This window comes from Xanthovirga aplysinae (assembly GCF_009711365.1).
GTDB classification, from domain to species: domain Bacteria; phylum Bacteroidota; class Bacteroidia; order Cytophagales; family Cyclobacteriaceae; genus Xanthovirga; species Xanthovirga aplysinae.
The window spans coordinates 1-15,760 of sequence record NZ_SMMB01001262.1 but is presented as its reverse complement, the minus strand read 5'-3'; the positions used below and the strand labels follow the sequence as shown (position 1 = coordinate 15,760).

Sequence of the window (15,760 nt, the reverse complement as noted above, 5' to 3'; positions counted from 1 at the left end):
CCTAAAAAATTCAAGGGAGAGTCCAAAATGAAATCGAGTCTTACCATAGAAGCTGTCAAAAACATAAAGCAAGTGGGGAGTATAGTTTCTAGCAGTAGCTTCCTGGTTAAAAAGATCCTAAAGGGAATCGAATTTGAAAGAGACGTCAAGATACTTGAATTAGGAGCAGGAAATGGAGTGATCACCAAAGAAATTCTGGACAGAATGTCTGGAAAATCGGAATTATGGCTTTACGAAAATAACAAAAACTTTATAAAAGCGCTGGAGCATATTAATGATGACCGGCTAATTTTAAAGGGAGAATCTGCAACAAAAATCAACATGCTTGAAGATAATTATTTTGATGTGGTTATTTCAAGTCTTCCCCTTGCTAATTTTAAAAAGCCCTTTAAAGATGAATTGTATAGAAGCATTCAGCAAAAATTAAAAAGCTTTGGAACATTCTTACAATATCAATACTCCCTGAGTGACTATAAAGACATCAAAAATAACTTCCATAATTGCACCCTTGAATTTTGTCTATTCAATATACCCCCTGCCTTTATTTACAAAGCGGAATGGATAAAAGAAGAGAAGAAAAAAAGACCTGTACTAGAAAATATTGCATAAAAGAGGACCTTTTCCCCTCATTCCAAAAATACTTAAATTATAATACAGGTTATAAAAGTAATGCATCCCAAACTCCAGAATAAGAAATGACTGAAGGACAAGATTACCCTCAGTCATTTTTTGTTTACACCCCTTTAGAAGCCAACCAGTCATTGATCACCTCTTCCAAAACAAAAAGAGGAATAGCTCCATTGGCAAGCACCACATCATGAAATTCCCTGATATCAAAATCTTCCTTCAATTCGGATTCCGCCTTTTGACGAAGTTCTTTTATTTTCAATTCTCCCATTTTGTAGGATAAGGCTTGGGCGGGCCAGGCAATGTAGCGATCTACTTCTGTTCCAATTTCATGTAGGGAAAGTGCAGTATTTTCTTTCATAAAATTTACAGCTTCTTCCCTTGTCCAATTTTTAGCATGTAGCCCAACGTCAACCACCAGACGGCAAGCACGCCACATCTCATAAGTAAGCCTTCCAAAATGCTCGTAAGGGGTTCGATAAAGACCAACCTCTTTTCCTAGACTCTCGCTATAAAGTGCCCACCCCTCTCCAAAACTGCTTAAATAGGTATATTTTCGGAATTCAGGCAAGTCTTCTAATTCTTCAGCTAGAGCTTTCTGAAGATGGTGCCCCGGAACTGCTTCATGTAAAGTAAGAGCAGGCAGTATATACAAAGGCCGGCTATCAAGCTTATAGGTGTTCACCCAATAAAATCCCGCTCTATTTTCTTTTGATGAACCGCCTACATATCTACCAGCCGTGTAATTAGGTGCAATCTCATCCGGAACCGCCTCTACTCCATAGGGCAATCGGGGAAGTTTATTAAAAAGTTGAGGAAGTTTGCTGTCAATGGTTTTGGCCAAAAAAGTAGCTTCCTTTAGAAGACATTCGGGAGTGTCACAATAAAACTGAGGATCTGTGCGCAGAAATTCCAAGAAATGCGTAAAACTCCCTTTAAAACCCACCTCTTCTATTATGGCTTCCATTTCAGCTCGAATTCTTTTGACTTCCTTTTGCCCAATTTCAAAAATTTCATCTGAAGGAAGATCAAGAGTAGTATAAAACTTCACTTGCTGTTCGTAATAAGCCTTTCCATTAGGCAAAGCTGAAGCTCCCAGGGTTTTGCGAGCCGAGGGGCGGTATTCCTTTTTTAAAAAGGAACTAAAAGACTGATATGCAGGAATCACACTTTCCCTAATGCCTTGTACCCCCTTTTGTCTAAGTTCCTTTTTTTTACTTTCAGAAATGGACGAAGGCATATCTAAAAATGGTTTATAAAAATAACTTTTGGTTGGATCATCCACTATGTGTGGGTCAACGCTCTTTTTTTCATAATCCACCAAAATAGCCGCTGGTAAAGTAATCCCTTTTTGTATTCCAGTCCGCATTAAGGAAATATTACTTTGGGTTTTCTCTTTAATGTCCTGGAGTTTCCCTATGTATTGTTCAAAATGCTCCACATTATCAAAGGGGTGCCCTCCAGCCATATAGACAAAATTTATATGGAAACCTCCATCTGCAGAAATGGGAATCAAAAAAGGTTCAAAAGAAGATTCTTGCACTCGATTATCAACTAAAAAGTAAAACACCTCATAATTAATTCGGTCTTTCTTACTAAGCTTAGTACGATCAATGGTTTTTAATTCATTTAAAATTCCTTCCAGATACTTAGCCTGTCTTTTTTCCTCTCCAATAGAAACTTCACTTTTTTGACCTTTATATTCGGTATGCCCTAAGGAAACAGCCCATTCTGGAGCACTCTTTAAACGAAAAGCCCATTCCTTTTCAATTAATTGATAAAACTTTTCGGTTTCGGATGTCTGAGAAAAAACAATTGCCGGTAGGCAAAACAGACAAAGGAATGGAATAATGAATAATCTTTTTTTTATCATGAGTTTCCTTCTTTTGTTTAAAACCAGGATAAAGCAAAACGGTCCTGATATAATACTTTGATTTAAAGCCTAAATATAAAAGAAAAACAGGTTTATCTTATATTTTCAAAATCTAATCAGGAAGCCCAAAAAATTAAGCCCAAAAACCAGAAACAAATTCACTTTTCTAATCAGGAGGCATAGGGAAAATAATAGAGATAAATGGCCAGAATCTTTTTAACTATATTAAAACTACCATTAATCAGACCAAGGTTATGGTAGGCTCCTTATTTAACATTTTCCAGAAGGGAATGAGTGTCAAAAAAGTAACAATAAACGAAATCACATCAGCCAGAGGAAAAGAGTAAAAAACCCCTTCTAAACCAAAATAGGTCGGGAGGAGGAATATAAGAGGAATCATAAAAATAAATTGCCTGGACAAGGTGAGCAATAAAGCGGGTATGGATTTACCTATTGCCTGAAAATAACTGGCTCCTACCATTTGAAAGCCGATCAGAGGCAAGGAATAACCAATAATCTGTAATAATGGACTACCATCCTCAATTAAACGGCTGTCGGTAGTGAAAACCTCAAATAATTGTTTAGAAAAAACCTCCACCAGAATAAAACAAAAGATAGAAACAGCTGTGATTACTATAGAAGCATAGCGAAATACCTCCCTTACGCGTTTAAAATTCCTGGCACCATAATTATATCCTGCCAGTGGCAAAAATCCCTGAACAATTCCAATCATTGGAAAAAACGTGAACATTAAAACCCTAAATATGATCCCATAAATAGCAACATATAATTCTCCACCATATCGAATTAAACTTTGATTGATAAGGGCAGCGATAATAGAAGCGGCACCCTGCCTGGCAAAGCTAGAGCTTCCTAAAGCCGTAGTTTCTTTAATTACTGCTCCGTTTAAATTCCAATACTTTCGGCTTAAACTCAACAAACTTTTTTTCCCATTGAAAAACCACACAAAATATAAAGCAATGGCTATTTGGGAAATCAGCGTAGCATAGGCAGCTCCTGCAAGGCCCATATCCAAAACGATCATAAAAACCGCATCCAGAATGGTATTTAATACAGCAGAAAAGATCATGCTGTACATAGCTATTTTAGAATTTCCTTCTGAGCGGGCCACATTATTGGCCATCATCCCGAATCCCAAAAAGGGAGATCCTGCCAAAATAATCCGAAAATAAATTTTAGCATAAGACTCAATATCCCCTGTAGCTCCAAAGGCAGAAAGAATAGGTCCTTCGAATATATAACCTAATATAATAGTCAAGACCCCTACCAAAATTACAAAGACGGTCAAGGTACCGAAGGTATAACGAGCCTTTTCGTAGTGTTTTGCACCTAATTGCCGAGAAATAAGGGATGATCCACCTATTCCAATCCCCATTCCAATGGTAGATATCAGCATACTAATTGGAAGCACCACGGCTACCCCTCCAATGGCTAAAGGACCAACAATTTGCCCCACAAAAATGGTGTCTATCACATTATAAAGCGTCAAGACCAAAATCCCGATAGAGGCCGGCAATGACAGCTTCATTAAAGCCTTACTTACTTTTTCCTTACCCAATAAATATTCGTTCTCCATACTCCTTATTTAGGATCAGTACTCCTTGATTTTATATCCCTTTTAAATTACGCGCAGAAATTGTTATAAAGACACTTTAATTCACACAACAAAGTCAAAAAAAAGATGTGGCCTTAAAACTAAAAACTGGTACCTTTCTCTTTATCCTGAGAAAATAAAATGAATAACAAAATGATTTTTTAAAGGTACTAAAGTGTTTACCCACTTACACCTCATCATTCACTATTCAATACAATTTTTTATTAACCTAATTAGGATAGTTGAAAAAAATTGTACTCATCATTTTTTTTATCCTAATTAAAGAATAAATTTTCTTAGAAAACCTTAATCCAAGACTACACTTAAGGTAATCAGCATTTTTCTTATAATAAAAAAGATATTACCGGAATCTACATTTTAAAAAGATCCACTTTTAAACGTAAAACTATAGCAAAAAGTTATAATATGGCATACTCTTTGAGGATCATAAAGGATTGAATATTTAGCAAAAAACACCTTAATCTCCTGATTTTTTGAAGGTTAAACATTATCTTCGCAACAAAATTTTTAAGGACAAACATAATCAGCATTTTTTTGCTTAAAATTTTATCATTTGCATAATTTAAAAAGACCAAAAATTTTTATGAAACGCAAAAAGCTTCATTTGATACTAGTTATGGTGCTAATGGGAGTTTCCCTAAGCAAAGCACAGACGGCTCAAGAGACAGCTACCCCAACGGTTAGTCCATCAGAAATGACTCTTTTACAACAATTTGAGGACTTAAAAAGTAAATCAAACTCATATCAGGAATATAAGGTGGTAAAAATGAGTTGGCTAAATTCCTTTTGGTCCAATGTGCAGGATTCCATTCAAGCCACAGAAATAGAATTGGTTAAGGCGAAGGAAAACATCAATGCTCAGCAATTGGAAATAAACCAATTAGATCAAGACCTTAAAAAACGAGAGCAAGAAGTGGCTGAAAGCCAATATGCCATTGAACACATTAATGTACTTGGAATAGATTTCGGCAAAGGAAGTTATGTGTTATTTAATTGGATTATCATTATTATCCTAATTGTATTATTAGTTGGGGCAATCTTTAAGTTCAAGGAAAGTAATATTATCAGCAAAAAGAAAGTGGAGGAATATAATTCCTTGGAAAACGAATTTAAGGATTATAAACAACGTGCCTTTGAAAAGGAAACTAGGCTAAGACGAGACATGCAAACGGAAATGAACCGTGCCGAAGAGTTAAAGCAAAAATTGGCAATGGCCCAAAAATAGTAGACAAGCAGCCCTTATAGTTGCCCGTTTATCTCTAATAATATTATATAAACTAGAAGTAAAAAAATCAGGATCATTTAGTCCTGATTTTTTGCTTTTATGCCTCTAACCATCTCTTTTTTTCCAGGAGGGCCGTCCAAAGTTTCAACCTCCATTCCCGCTGTCTTCAAATCCCTTTTAAACTGACCTTTAGCACAATAAGTAACCAACACCCCTTCCTCTTTAAGCATTTCCACAGCTTTCTGCAGAGATTCTAAAGTCCATAATTCCGCTTGTTTGTTTGGAGCAAAAGCATCGAAATATATTAAATCAAAAGCTCTGGCTTTCCCTTCAAAGTCTTCTAATTTTTTATTTTGTTTATTTAATCGAAAGCTATCCGATATTGGAAAAACCTCATTCCAAGGAGCCTTATGCAATTGTCCAAAGAAATCCGCCAATTGATTATCTTTCATCAGATCACCGTAATTCAATTTTGAAACAATTACCCCATCAAGGGGGTAAGGCTCTAAAGTTGTGTAATTAATTTGTAGCCCTGTCTTTAGTACCTGTCGAAGACTTAACAAGGCATTTAGGCCTGTTCCAAATCCGATTTCTAATATGGAAATTTCCTGAGATGAATGTTTTTCACACCAAAAATTCAGCCCTTTTTGGATAAATACATGTTCCGATTCATTAATGGCACCATGAAAAGAATGATAAGTTTCATTTAATTCTGGCACATAGAGTGAATTGGATCCATCTTCAGTTATAATTATTTTTATTTCCCGCTTTTCCATCTGTTTCTTAAATAAATTTTAGCCGATGAAATCTGAAGAAAAATGGGTCGGATTATTGTCTACAGTATAAATTAAAGCAGTGGCATAAGCAGCAACACCCTCTTTTCGTCCCACAAAACCTAGATGTTCAGTAGTGGTGGCTTTGATAGAGATATCAACTTCTCTTATAGCTAACACCTCTGCAAGACAGGCTTTCATTTCAGGAATATACTTCCCTACTTTAGGGGCCTGAAGACAAATGGTAGTATCAATGTTGCCAATTTCAAAATTAGCTTTTCGTAACAATTGCACTACCTCTTTCAACAAGACCTTACTGTCAATCCCTTTGTACTTGGGATCTTTATCAGAAAAATGGAAACCTATATCCCGCATGTTAGCTGCTCCTAACAAAGCATCACAAATAACGTGAATCAATACATCTGCATCAGAATGCCCCACTGCCCCATGTGTATGAGGAACCTTAATTCCTCCAAGCCAGAAATCAGCCCCTTCCTCCAATTGATGTACATCATAACCGTTTCCTATCCGTATTCCGATCCCTGATTCTGAAAAGTTCATAGCTTATTTTTCAAAAAATTATTCCTAAAACCTTATAAAAAAATTAAATCTTTATTTCTTTTTCGCCCGATAATATATGGTAGAACTGTTTTCAGGAACTAACATTTCTTTTGCCATTTTCTTCATTTTGCTTGCGGTAACTTCCTGAATCATTTGATTTTCTTCATTAATAAGATTGGGATTTCCCATAAAAGCACCAAACGCAATATTCATGGCCTGATTCAACAATTCTATATTTCCAAAGATGATAGAAGATTCTGCCTTATTTTTTATTTTTTCTAGCTCCAGGGCAGGAACCTCATTTTTCAGCAGGTCACTAACAATAGATGAGATTTCCCGGTCTACTTCTTCCAATTTTACTCCGGGATTGAGCGTTCCACTAATAGTTAACAAGCCAGGGTCAACTGATCCAGTAACATAAGCATTAACTTCATTCAACCATTTTTTCCCTTTCACCAGGCGCTCATATAATCGAGAGGAGTTCCCTCTTCCTAAAACGTCACTTAATAAATCCGCTGTATAATAATCTTTAGAAAGTCTTCCCGGCATGTGAAACACTTTATAAATCGCATCAGCCGGGACATCCGCCTCCACTTCCAATTTTCTAGCTTCTGTTTGAGCAGGTTCCTTTGGCAGCATCCGCTTTTGAGCCTTTCCAGCTGGGATTGGCCCAAACCATTTTTCGCTCAAGCGTTTTACTTCCTCAAATTTAACATCCCCTGCTATCACCATAATGGCATTATTTGGCACATAATAGCGATAGAAAAAGTCTTTTACATCTTCCATGGTGGCCTTTTCAATGTGTTTCACCTCCTTCCCAATGGTTGGCCAACGATATGGGTGTTTTTTATAAGCTAGAGGACGTAGTTTTAACCAAATATCTCCGTAGGGTTGATTCAGAAAGCGTTGTTTAAATTCCTCAATCACCACTTTTCTTTGAACTTCCAACACATCCGGATCAAAAGAGAGGCTCAACATACGATCAGATTCCAACCAAAAAGCCGTTTCCAGATTTACAGCAGGAAGAGTAATGTAATAATTGGTGATATCAGGACTAGTGAATGCATTATTTTCTCCACCCACCTTTTGTAAGGGTTCATCGTAAGAAGGAATATGCTTAGAACCACCAAACATTAAGTGCTCAAATAGGTGAGCAAAGCCAGTTTTATGTTCCTCCTCATCCCTCGAGCCCACTTTATACAAAATATTCATCACTGCCATAGGAGTGGAGTCGTCTTCGCGGACAAATACCTCCAGGCCATTTTCAAGGGTAAATTCTTTAAATTCAATCATATTTTCCGCTAATTCCCTACAAAATTATCAAAATAAAGTGTAATTTTTCCTTTTTGCTGTTAATGCCTTTTACTTTTTATTTCTTATGAAGTTTGACAAAAAAAGATATTCGAATAATACACTAATTAAACTTTATGAAGCCTTGCTCTGGCCTCGTTTGATTGAGGAAAAAATGTTAATCCTTTTAAGACAGGGGAAAATCAGCAAATGGTTCTCCGGCATGGGGCAGGAAGCCATTTCTGTAGGAGCCACACTGGCTTTGGAGAAAGATGAATATATCTTACCCATGCATCGGAATTTAGGTGTATTTACAAGTAGAAATATGCCTTTTGACCGTTTATTTGCTCAATTTCAGGGCAAACCACACGGATTTACCAAAGGCCGAGATCGCTCTTTCCATTTTGGAAGTAAGGAACATCATATTGTCGGAATGATTTCCCATTTAGGCCCACAGTTGGCTTTGGCCGATGGGATTGCTCTGGCGAATAAAATCGGAAAAGAGAAAAAAGCCACCTTAGTGTTTTCAGGAGAAGGTGGAGCCAGCGAAGGAGACTTTCATGAAGCACTCAATGTAGCTGCGGTATGGGAACTTCCGGTAATCTTTTTAGTGGAAAACAATGGCTATGGACTATCAACTCCAACATCCGAACAGTTTAAATGTAAAGATTTCACTTCAAAAGGCCCCGCCTATGGAATGGAAGCCATTCAAGTAAATGGAAATAATGTGCTGGAGGTATATGATACGATCAAAAAAATTGCTCAAAAAATTAGAAAAAAACCTGCACCGGTATTGATAGAGGCTGTTACCTTTAGAATGCGAGGGCATGAAGAAGCCTCCGGAATTAAATATGTTCCAAAAGACTTATTGGAAGCCTGGTATAAAAAAGATCCTATAGAAAATTATGAGAAATACCTGTTACGAACTAAAGTAATAGATCAATCGGCTATCCAGACTTTAAAAGAAAACATCGGATTGGAAATAGAAAAGGGGTTAAAAAAAGCATTTTCAGCCCCAGCGATAGAGGCGGATACAAAAAAAGAAATTCAAGATATGTATGCTCCTTTTGATGCCCTTCCCATAAAACCCTCCGGAAACCAGCTTTCAGAAAAACGTCTTGTAGATGCAGTTTCAGACGGCTTAAGCCTGAGCATGGAAAAATTCCCTAAACTGATATTTATGGGGCAAGATATAGCTGAGTATGGAGGTGTTTTTAAGATATCAGAGGGATTTGTTAATAAATTTGGGAAGGAACGTGTGAGAAACACCCCAATCTGCGAATCTGCCATTATCGGTGCAGGCCTGGGACTTGCAATTAAAGGGTATAAGGCAGTAGTAGAAATGCAGTTTGCCGATTTTGTAAGTTCTGGCTTTAATCAGGTAGTAAACAACCTGGCCAAAATTCACTATCGTTGGGGGCAAAATGCTGATGTTGTAATTAGGATGCCAACCGGAGCGGGCGTAGCCGCCGGACCTTTCCATTCCCAATCCAATGAAGCCTGGTTTTTCAATACACCTGGCTTAAAAATTGTCTATCCTTCCAACCCAAAGGATGCCAAAGGATTATTATCAGCTGCTATAGAAGACCCAAATCCTGTTCTTTTCTTTGAACATAAAAAGTTATATCGCTCTATCACTGAAGAGATACCGGACGAATATTACACCATCGAAATAGGCAAAGCCAAACTTGTGAGCGAAGGGAATGATTTATCCATTATCACATATGGAATGGGAGTTCACTGGGCCAAAGAAGTAATGGCTGCCTATCCAGAGGTATCAGCTGATATTTTAGATTTAAGCACCCTTTTGCCTTGGGATAAGGAGGCAGTTCGCCAAACAGTTCAAAAAACTTCCAAAGTCCTCATACTACATGAAGACACGCTTACGGGAGGCATTGGAGGAGAAATTGCCGCATGGATAGGCGAACATTGCTTTCATTATTTAGATGCCCCCATTATGCGGGAAGGAAGCCTTGATACAGCAGTACCTTTTGCTCCGGTTTTAGAAAAAAACTTTTTACCTCTGGAACGATTCCAATCGAAAATCAAGGAATTAATTGAATATTAAAGGTATTAACGAAGTAGGAAGAGCGAAATTCATCTATACGTTTGTAAACGTTCCAAAATTCAAATGGTCCATTTGTAACGATATCATCTTTTATAATTTCACATAAAAGATGACCAGATGCTACTCCTTTTTGAACAAAAAGCTTGCTTAAATTGGTTAATGGGTAAGAGGTTTTCACTTCTCCTCTAAAAATAATAAAATACGAAAAATCAAATCAAACCCCAATCAAGGAATTTAAAAGGAAATATCCTTAATTAATTATCATATATTTGATTTCCAAACATTAAAAACACAAATGAATAAAAGATAATATTACGATTGATTTGACAGGAATAGGTCCGGGTGATCTACGAGATTCACTAAAGCTTGAAATTCATCTTTTGATCTTGGGTTACCCAGATTCGTATTTCTTTCATTCCGAATTCCTAGATCGTGGTTATCTTTAATATTTTCAAATCTATGGGCATGAGGCGCTTTGCATCCATAAATTATCTTCCTCTTATTATACTTTCCATACTTCTGGTTGGATTAAGACCTAACCAGGCTTATTCCCAAAATAAATCCAGCAGTAAACAAGAAAAAAAGTTAAATACGCATAAAATAAAAAAAAGCAAAAAACGAAAATTTAAAAAGCTCCGCTCGAAAAAGAAATCCTCTTCAAAAGAAGTAAACAACGCTTTTAACAAGCCCCCTAAAAATAAAAAGAAGGGAAAAAATTGGAAAAGCTATACCAAAAATCGTCAAAAGGCCCAGGCAGGGAAATTGTCTAATCATAGAGGAGATATTAAGGCCCCTAAAAAAGCTCCAAAAGGCCCTGAATCCCAATTTAAAGGTAACACAAAGGCCCGTAATAAAAATAAACAAGGTCCCGAATCTGAATTTAGAGGTAACCTAAAAACCCGATCTAAAAGGAAACAAGGCCCCGAATCTGAATTTAGAGGTAACCTAAAAGCCCGTTCAAAAAGTAAGAAAGGCCCTGAATCCGATTATCAGGGAGATTTAAAAAGAAATAAACTTCGCCTTTGGACTAAAGGAGACAAAAAAACATCCCGGAAACAGGCTAAATGGCAAGGAGATCTAAAAGCTGGAAAGCGAAAAAACAGATACAAAAAATCCTCAAAAAACTATGCCAATTATCAGGGAGATCAAAAGGTTCAACCAGCCACCAATGATGCTGGTTTAAAATCACCGGCTATTTACATCAATGTGCGCACCCCTTTAGCCCAGAAGAAATACATGGCCAAGCGTTCAAAGGAATTAGCGAATTATAAAGGGGGACAGATAAAAGGAAGAAAAGGAAAATTAAAAGACCAGCATCCAAGTATCGTTTATTTAGAGGGGAAAAAGAAGAAATCTAATCAACAAAAGGAGAAATTTAGAAAAAGAAAACTGCATTGGTTCTCTTGGTTTAGAAAAAATGCTGATCAGCCCAAAAGGAAAAAAGAAAAGAAACCAAGATACGATACTCGTGAAAGTGAAATCTGGTATGATTAAAATTAGTGAAGAATGAAAAAGAATAATTAAGAATGAGCTGAAACAAAGGATCTTGCCTTTCTCACCTTGAAAAAAGTTATGAGTATAGTAAAAAACTAAGAGGCAACTATCTTATCTCCTATATCTTAAATTCCTTTTATCCTAAAAATCCTAATTGTATAAAGTAGTTTTTAATTTACCCTACCACTAATTTTACAGGCGTAACATTCAATCCATACAGAAAAGAGCATTACATTTGTTTATCATGAATCTATTTGGAAAAAAGGCAGCCATGAATTGGTTTAAATTAGAAAATGAAAAGGATCTACAGGAGGCCATCAATTCTTCTGAGAATTCCCCAGTCTTACTTTTTAAACATAGCACCCGTTGTTCCATTAGCAGTATGGCTTTAAGTCGATTGGAACGCTCATGGGACGGAAAAGAAATGAATCAGGTAAAACCTTACTACCTCGATCTAATTGCTCACAGAAATATTTCAAATCAAATAGCAGAACATTTTGGTGTTGAGCATCAGTCTCCACAGGTTTTATTAATTAAAAAGGGAAAATGTGTTTATGATAATTCCCATATGGGAATTTCTTATAACGATCTAAAAAAAGAAGCGGCCTCTCTAATTTAAAATTAAACCTTATGTTGAGAATAATTAAAGGGCTGCTCAATTGGACAGCCCTTTATTATTTTGCTTTTATTCAAGGAGAAAGTTATTCTGAAATAATACGGATATGCTGATACAAGGCAGAACGAGGTCCATCAGGAGAAAAGACTGCCCGCATGCGCTCTCTTTGCCCTTTGCTAAACATATACATAGCCTCGTCATCGACATAGTCCATAAAATTCATAAACATATCACTGCTCCCACATGAAGTTTTGGGATAGGAGGGATTTCCTTCATACCTTGTTTTGGCAGTTGGTGTATCATCTACCTTGTCACCTTCTTCACAAGAATCATTGGCGCCAAAAATATGAATAAGATTGAGCCAATGTCCAATTTCATGAGTGGCTGTTCTTCCTTTTTTGTGAGGATGAATCAAAGGATCCTCTGTACCAAAACAGCGATAGTCAATTACCACCCCATCTTCAGCAGGATCACCACCTGGAAACGCCCCTCCTCCAGCTAAGGTTAGCGTCCCTAGTCGGTTGGAAAAGTCCCCCACCCAAATATTAAGGTATTGATTTAAAGGCCAGCCAGCCTGCCCGCCTTTTTCCGGATAATAAATTTCCGTATCTGTAGGATATCCCTGGCTTCTAATAATTCCAGAAGTAGGCTGTCCATCAGGGTCCACTTTTGCCAATTCAAACTCTATACCCACATCAGCCACAAGGTGCAAAAACTCTTCCGGCGTATTGATATGATCAGGATTTTTCTTTCTAAAATCTTCATTGAGTACTTTAAACTGAGAACGGATTTTTTCATCGCTAATATTAGTGGCTTCATCATGGTATACCACATGAACTACGGTAGGTATTCGAATTATTTCATCTTCACTAGGCCCCTGAATCTCACTAATTGGTTCCCCTAAAGGTTTACCTTCATTAATAGGTGATATTTCATCTTTATTACACCCTAATAGAAAAAGGAATATGAAAAGTTTAGGACACTTTAAACAAGAAAATGTATTAGATAGATTGCCTTCAGTTATTTTGTTCATATTATTTTAAATGAAATAATGGCGTCCATATCAGTTTATTGAAGTTGGAGACAAATATCCAAATAATAAGTTATTTGAAAAATTCATTAAGGTAAAAGCTGTTCAAAAAAAGGAATCACCCTTTTCAAAACTCACTTATGGTTAATTAACCATTAATGGAGGAAATCCCAAGTTAGGTGTGAGGAAAACCTACAGGCCATTGAACAAGCACTAAAAGATAGGGAAAACACTGATTACAAAATTCTTCGAATGGAAGGGCTTAACCACCTTTTGCAGGCGGCAATCACCGGAAGGAGCCGGAAATGTAGCCAAATTGAAGCATCGATAAACCTAAAGGTTTTACAAAAAGTATCTAATTAGGTTAATGTAAGATAAAGAATTTAATTTTGGATTTCAGCAATGCTGTGGAATATCCGGAAACTGAAATAACAGTAACTATGAATTTCTTCTGATTATTCCTGATTCAAGAAAAATTACACCATTAATCCCGGAACGAGTTTATTAAAAAAGCATCCCCTTTTTAAATACCATGGTATGGAAACACCTTTCAAACAAATTATCAAGCCTTTTATTTTAAATTACTATTAAAAAACAAACTTTTATAAGTAAAAATAATTCTATTTTTAGCCCTGTAGACAAACTCAACATAAAAACTTTATTTTATTTCATTAAAATCCGAGATATAATTACCTTTCCCCACTTTTATATTTTTTAATAAAAATGGTTCTTTTGGAAACGTAAACAAGGCATCTTTAAAGCTTTTAAATGGAGGCTATTGGCTAAGTACTCCCTTCCAAAAGACATTTGGACAACAAGGAAATTTATAGACAAGCCCTAAAAGAAAACAACATTTTAATATGAAAAAAATCAACATTCTTTTCTTCATAGCCACCCTAATAGCAACGACCCATTCTAGTCAAGCTCAAACTCCTATTGGTTATTATTTTGACATTAGTGGAACCCCTATTGATGGGTATTTGGACCCTATCGAATACCGTCCGAAAAAAGTACTTGGCATTACCCATTTTGGTGGTTCCTTTGAAAAGGGATCCTATTATGATCAAAATAATAAAAAAAAGGAGGGGCTCATTAAATTTCAAGGTAAGAAGATCTGGTTTAAATCGAATGATGCTGCACAAAAAATTACTCTTAAACCCGAACTGGCAAAAAACTTCGTCATTGGGGTTGATTCCTTCTTCACCATCACTAATTTCAATATAGAAAAAGACTTGGCAACGGTTAAGAAAAAGAAACCGCAGTTTATTCAGTTTATTACTGATTTTGGAGATTACACCTTTGCCAAACACTATAAATTTTCATCCTTCCCACCCCTAGAAACCTACCAGGTATTGGAAAAAGGAAGTGATCAATGGACAAGCTTCCCTAAAGACAGCCTAAAATTCAGCAAATTAGCCTACCAGTATTTTGGGCATGTTCCTTCATTAAAGAATAAGATCAAAAAGATGAAATTCAGCTCCGATGAGCTAATGACCCTTATAAAAACGGCTGAATATTTCTATAAATATGAAAACAATGAACCCATTTATTTTGACAAATACTGGGAAGAAAGAAGAAAAAAAGAAGATGCTTTCTACCATGCCAAAATTATTGATCTTCAGGATTCCATCTGGACTTTAGAATATTATCAAGGAGACAAAAAACTATACCGGGCACAATATTCTTCTTTTTATCCCAACCGCAAAAATGGAGAGTTTATAGCTTATTCCGCAGATGGAAACAAACGAAAAAGCACCCTCTATGAAGATGATATTCCCAAAAATACTGAAACATTTTATAACAACGGTATAAATCATTATCAATATGGAGTGAGGGATATTAATACTCCTCAGGGCACCCAAAAACTTATGCTATATATGAGTGTAAACAATAACAAGGGAGAGGATCTTCTTGGAAACTCCCAAATAATCGATGAAACATTTGAGGACGAAATCACAGGTAGAAAACTATACAATACTTATAAAGGTAAAGAGTTAATCCGTTCCTACAGAATAGAAAATGACAAAAATATTTACCAAATTTGCGATCCAAATTACAAATCCAAATTATACCCGCTACAGAAAAAACTTGATTCTTATTTTAGTAAAGAGAATTTCCCAAGAGCAGTGCATGAAAATGCCCAAGGCATTCTTTTGATAGCTTTTGTCATTAATAAGAAGGGATACGCTTCTGACTATAAAATCCTAAATTCCCTCCATCCTGAAATAGACAAGTTAGTTTCCGATTTTTTAAAAGAATATTTTTCACAGAATTCCTTTAATCGACATAAATTCAAACCCTTTAAGATAGGTAAAGAGAAGGCGAATTATGAAATGGTCATCCCAATAAGATTCAAAATCAATCGGTTCTATAGAAAACCAGCCTACTATTACTATCACAATATGTTTTGGATGCATAACCAAATGATGAACCAGATGATGCATCATCAAATGATGAATAATATCCCGGTTCCTAGAAATTTTTAAAGGGTTGAAAACTGATTTAGGAAGGGCGTAAATATTTTCGCCCTTCCTTTCAAACCATTTTTGTTTATCTACTAATCTTTA

12 protein-coding genes are annotated in these 15,760 nt (G+C 36.2%); 6 read left to right on the top strand and 6 right to left on the bottom strand.

All coding sequences use genetic code 11. The annotated features are described in order from the left end of the window. Positions 1-609, top strand: a 609-nt coding sequence (locus tag E1171_RS19940) for a class I SAM-dependent methyltransferase (protein ID WP_222931551.1), incomplete at its 5' end; no start/stop codon positions are given. A 124-nt stretch (positions 610-733) separates the two neighbouring features. On the opposite strand, the gene E1171_RS19935 is transcribed toward E1171_RS19940, so the two are convergent. Both E1171_RS19935 and E1171_RS19930 read right to left on the bottom strand, forming a co-directional pair. Next, positions 734-2,500, bottom strand: a complete 1,767-nt coding sequence (locus tag E1171_RS19935; RefSeq protein ID WP_155207824.1) for a DUF885 domain-containing protein — start codon at positions 2,498-2,500, stop codon at positions 734-736. Positions 2,501-2,741: 241 nt separating this feature from the next. Beyond that, a complete protein-coding gene (locus tag E1171_RS19930) occupies positions 2,742-4,097 on the bottom strand; it encodes an MATE family efflux transporter (protein WP_155207823.1) in 1,356 nt (451 codons plus the stop codon). Between the two features lie 622 nt (positions 4,098-4,719). On the opposite strand from E1171_RS19930, the gene E1171_RS19925 reads away from it, so the two are divergent. Next, positions 4,720-5,361, top strand: a complete 642-nt coding sequence (locus E1171_RS19925) for a hypothetical protein (RefSeq protein ID WP_155207822.1) — start codon at positions 4,720-4,722, stop codon at positions 5,359-5,361. Positions 5,362-5,438: 77 nt separating this feature from the next. Here E1171_RS19925 and mnmC2 read toward each other — a convergent pair whose 3' ends face one another. The 3 genes from mnmC2 to E1171_RS19910 are packed head-to-tail and all read right to left on the bottom strand — an operon-like array spanning position 5,439 to position 7,988. Then, positions 5,439-6,137 carry a tRNA (5-methylaminomethyl-2-thiouridine)(34)-methyltransferase MnmC2 gene (mnmC2, locus tag E1171_RS19920; protein ID WP_155207821.1) on the bottom strand — a complete coding sequence of 233 codons (699 nt, stop codon included), beginning with the start codon at positions 6,135-6,137 and terminating at the stop codon, positions 5,439-5,441. Between the two features lie 18 nt (positions 6,138-6,155). Then, entirely contained in the window at positions 6,156-6,695 is a 540-nt protein-coding gene (gene ispF, locus E1171_RS19915; RefSeq protein WP_155207820.1) for a 2-C-methyl-D-erythritol 2,4-cyclodiphosphate synthase, read from the bottom strand. 51 nt (positions 6,696-6,746) lie between these two features. Next, positions 6,747-7,988 carry a M16 family metallopeptidase gene (locus E1171_RS19910; protein WP_155207819.1) on the bottom strand — a complete coding sequence of 414 codons (1,242 nt, stop codon included), beginning with the start codon at positions 7,986-7,988 and terminating at the stop codon, positions 6,747-6,749. An 85-nt stretch (positions 7,989-8,073) separates the two neighbouring features. On the opposite strand from E1171_RS19910, the gene E1171_RS19905 reads away from it, so the two are divergent. The 3 genes from E1171_RS19905 (at position 8,074) to ytxJ (ending at position 12,166) form a co-directional block, all read left to right on the top strand. Next, positions 8,074-10,053, top strand: a complete 1,980-nt coding sequence (locus tag E1171_RS19905; protein ID WP_155207818.1) for an alpha-ketoacid dehydrogenase subunit alpha/beta — start codon at positions 8,074-8,076, stop codon at positions 10,051-10,053. Positions 10,054-10,518: 465 nt separating this feature from the next. Beyond that, positions 10,519-11,547, top strand: a complete 1,029-nt coding sequence (locus E1171_RS19900; RefSeq protein ID WP_155207817.1) for a hypothetical protein — start codon at positions 10,519-10,521, stop codon at positions 11,545-11,547. A 244-nt stretch (positions 11,548-11,791) separates the two neighbouring features. Next, positions 11,792-12,166, top strand: a complete 375-nt coding sequence (ytxJ, locus tag E1171_RS19895; RefSeq protein WP_343031487.1) for a bacillithiol system redox-active protein YtxJ — start codon at positions 11,792-11,794, stop codon at positions 12,164-12,166. An 82-nt stretch (positions 12,167-12,248) separates the two neighbouring features. On the opposite strand, the gene E1171_RS19890 is transcribed toward ytxJ, so the two are convergent. Further along, positions 12,249-13,196, bottom strand: coding sequence for a zinc metalloprotease (locus E1171_RS19890; protein WP_155207816.1), 948 nt, complete (start codon positions 13,194-13,196; stop codon positions 12,249-12,251). A gap of 857 nt (positions 13,197-14,053) precedes the next feature. Between E1171_RS19890 and E1171_RS19885 the strand changes: the two genes are divergently transcribed. After that, positions 14,054-15,679, top strand: coding sequence for an energy transducer TonB (locus tag E1171_RS19885; protein ID WP_155207815.1), 1,626 nt, complete (start codon positions 14,054-14,056; stop codon positions 15,677-15,679). Positions 15,680-15,760 lie beyond the last annotated feature (81 nt).

Bases quoted from the DNA above. Each gene is read 5' to 3' on its own strand.
- mnmC2 (WP_155207821.1), bottom strand. From the start codon at position 6,137: ATGGAAAAGCGGGAAATAAAAATAATTATAACTGAAGATGGATCCAAT.
- E1171_RS19935 (WP_155207824.1), bottom strand. From the start codon at position 2,500: ATGATAAAAAAAAGATTATTCATTATTCCATTCCTTTGTCTGTTTTGC.
- ispF (WP_155207820.1), bottom strand. From the start codon at position 6,695: ATGAACTTTTCAGAATCAGGGATCGGAATACGGATAGGAAACGGTTAT.
- E1171_RS19910 (WP_155207819.1), bottom strand. From the start codon at position 7,988: ATGATTGAATTTAAAGAATTTACCCTTGAAAATGGCCTGGAGGTATTT.
- E1171_RS19890 (WP_155207816.1), bottom strand. From the start codon at position 13,196: ATGAACAAAATAACTGAAGGCAATCTATCTAATACATTTTCTTGTTTA.
- E1171_RS19885 (WP_155207815.1), top strand. From the start codon at position 14,054: ATGAAAAAAATCAACATTCTTTTCTTCATAGCCACCCTAATAGCAACG.
- E1171_RS19930 (WP_155207823.1), bottom strand. From the start codon at position 4,097: ATGGAGAACGAATATTTATTGGGTAAGGAAAAAGTAAGTAAGGCTTTA.
- ytxJ (WP_343031487.1), top strand. From the start codon at position 11,792: ATGAATCTATTTGGAAAAAAGGCAGCCATGAATTGGTTTAAATTAGAA.
- E1171_RS19925 (WP_155207822.1), top strand. From the start codon at position 4,720: ATGAAACGCAAAAAGCTTCATTTGATACTAGTTATGGTGCTAATGGGA.
- E1171_RS19905 (WP_155207818.1), top strand. From the start codon at position 8,074: ATGAAGTTTGACAAAAAAAGATATTCGAATAATACACTAATTAAACTT.
- E1171_RS19900 (WP_155207817.1), top strand. From the start codon at position 10,519: ATGAGGCGCTTTGCATCCATAAATTATCTTCCTCTTATTATACTTTCC.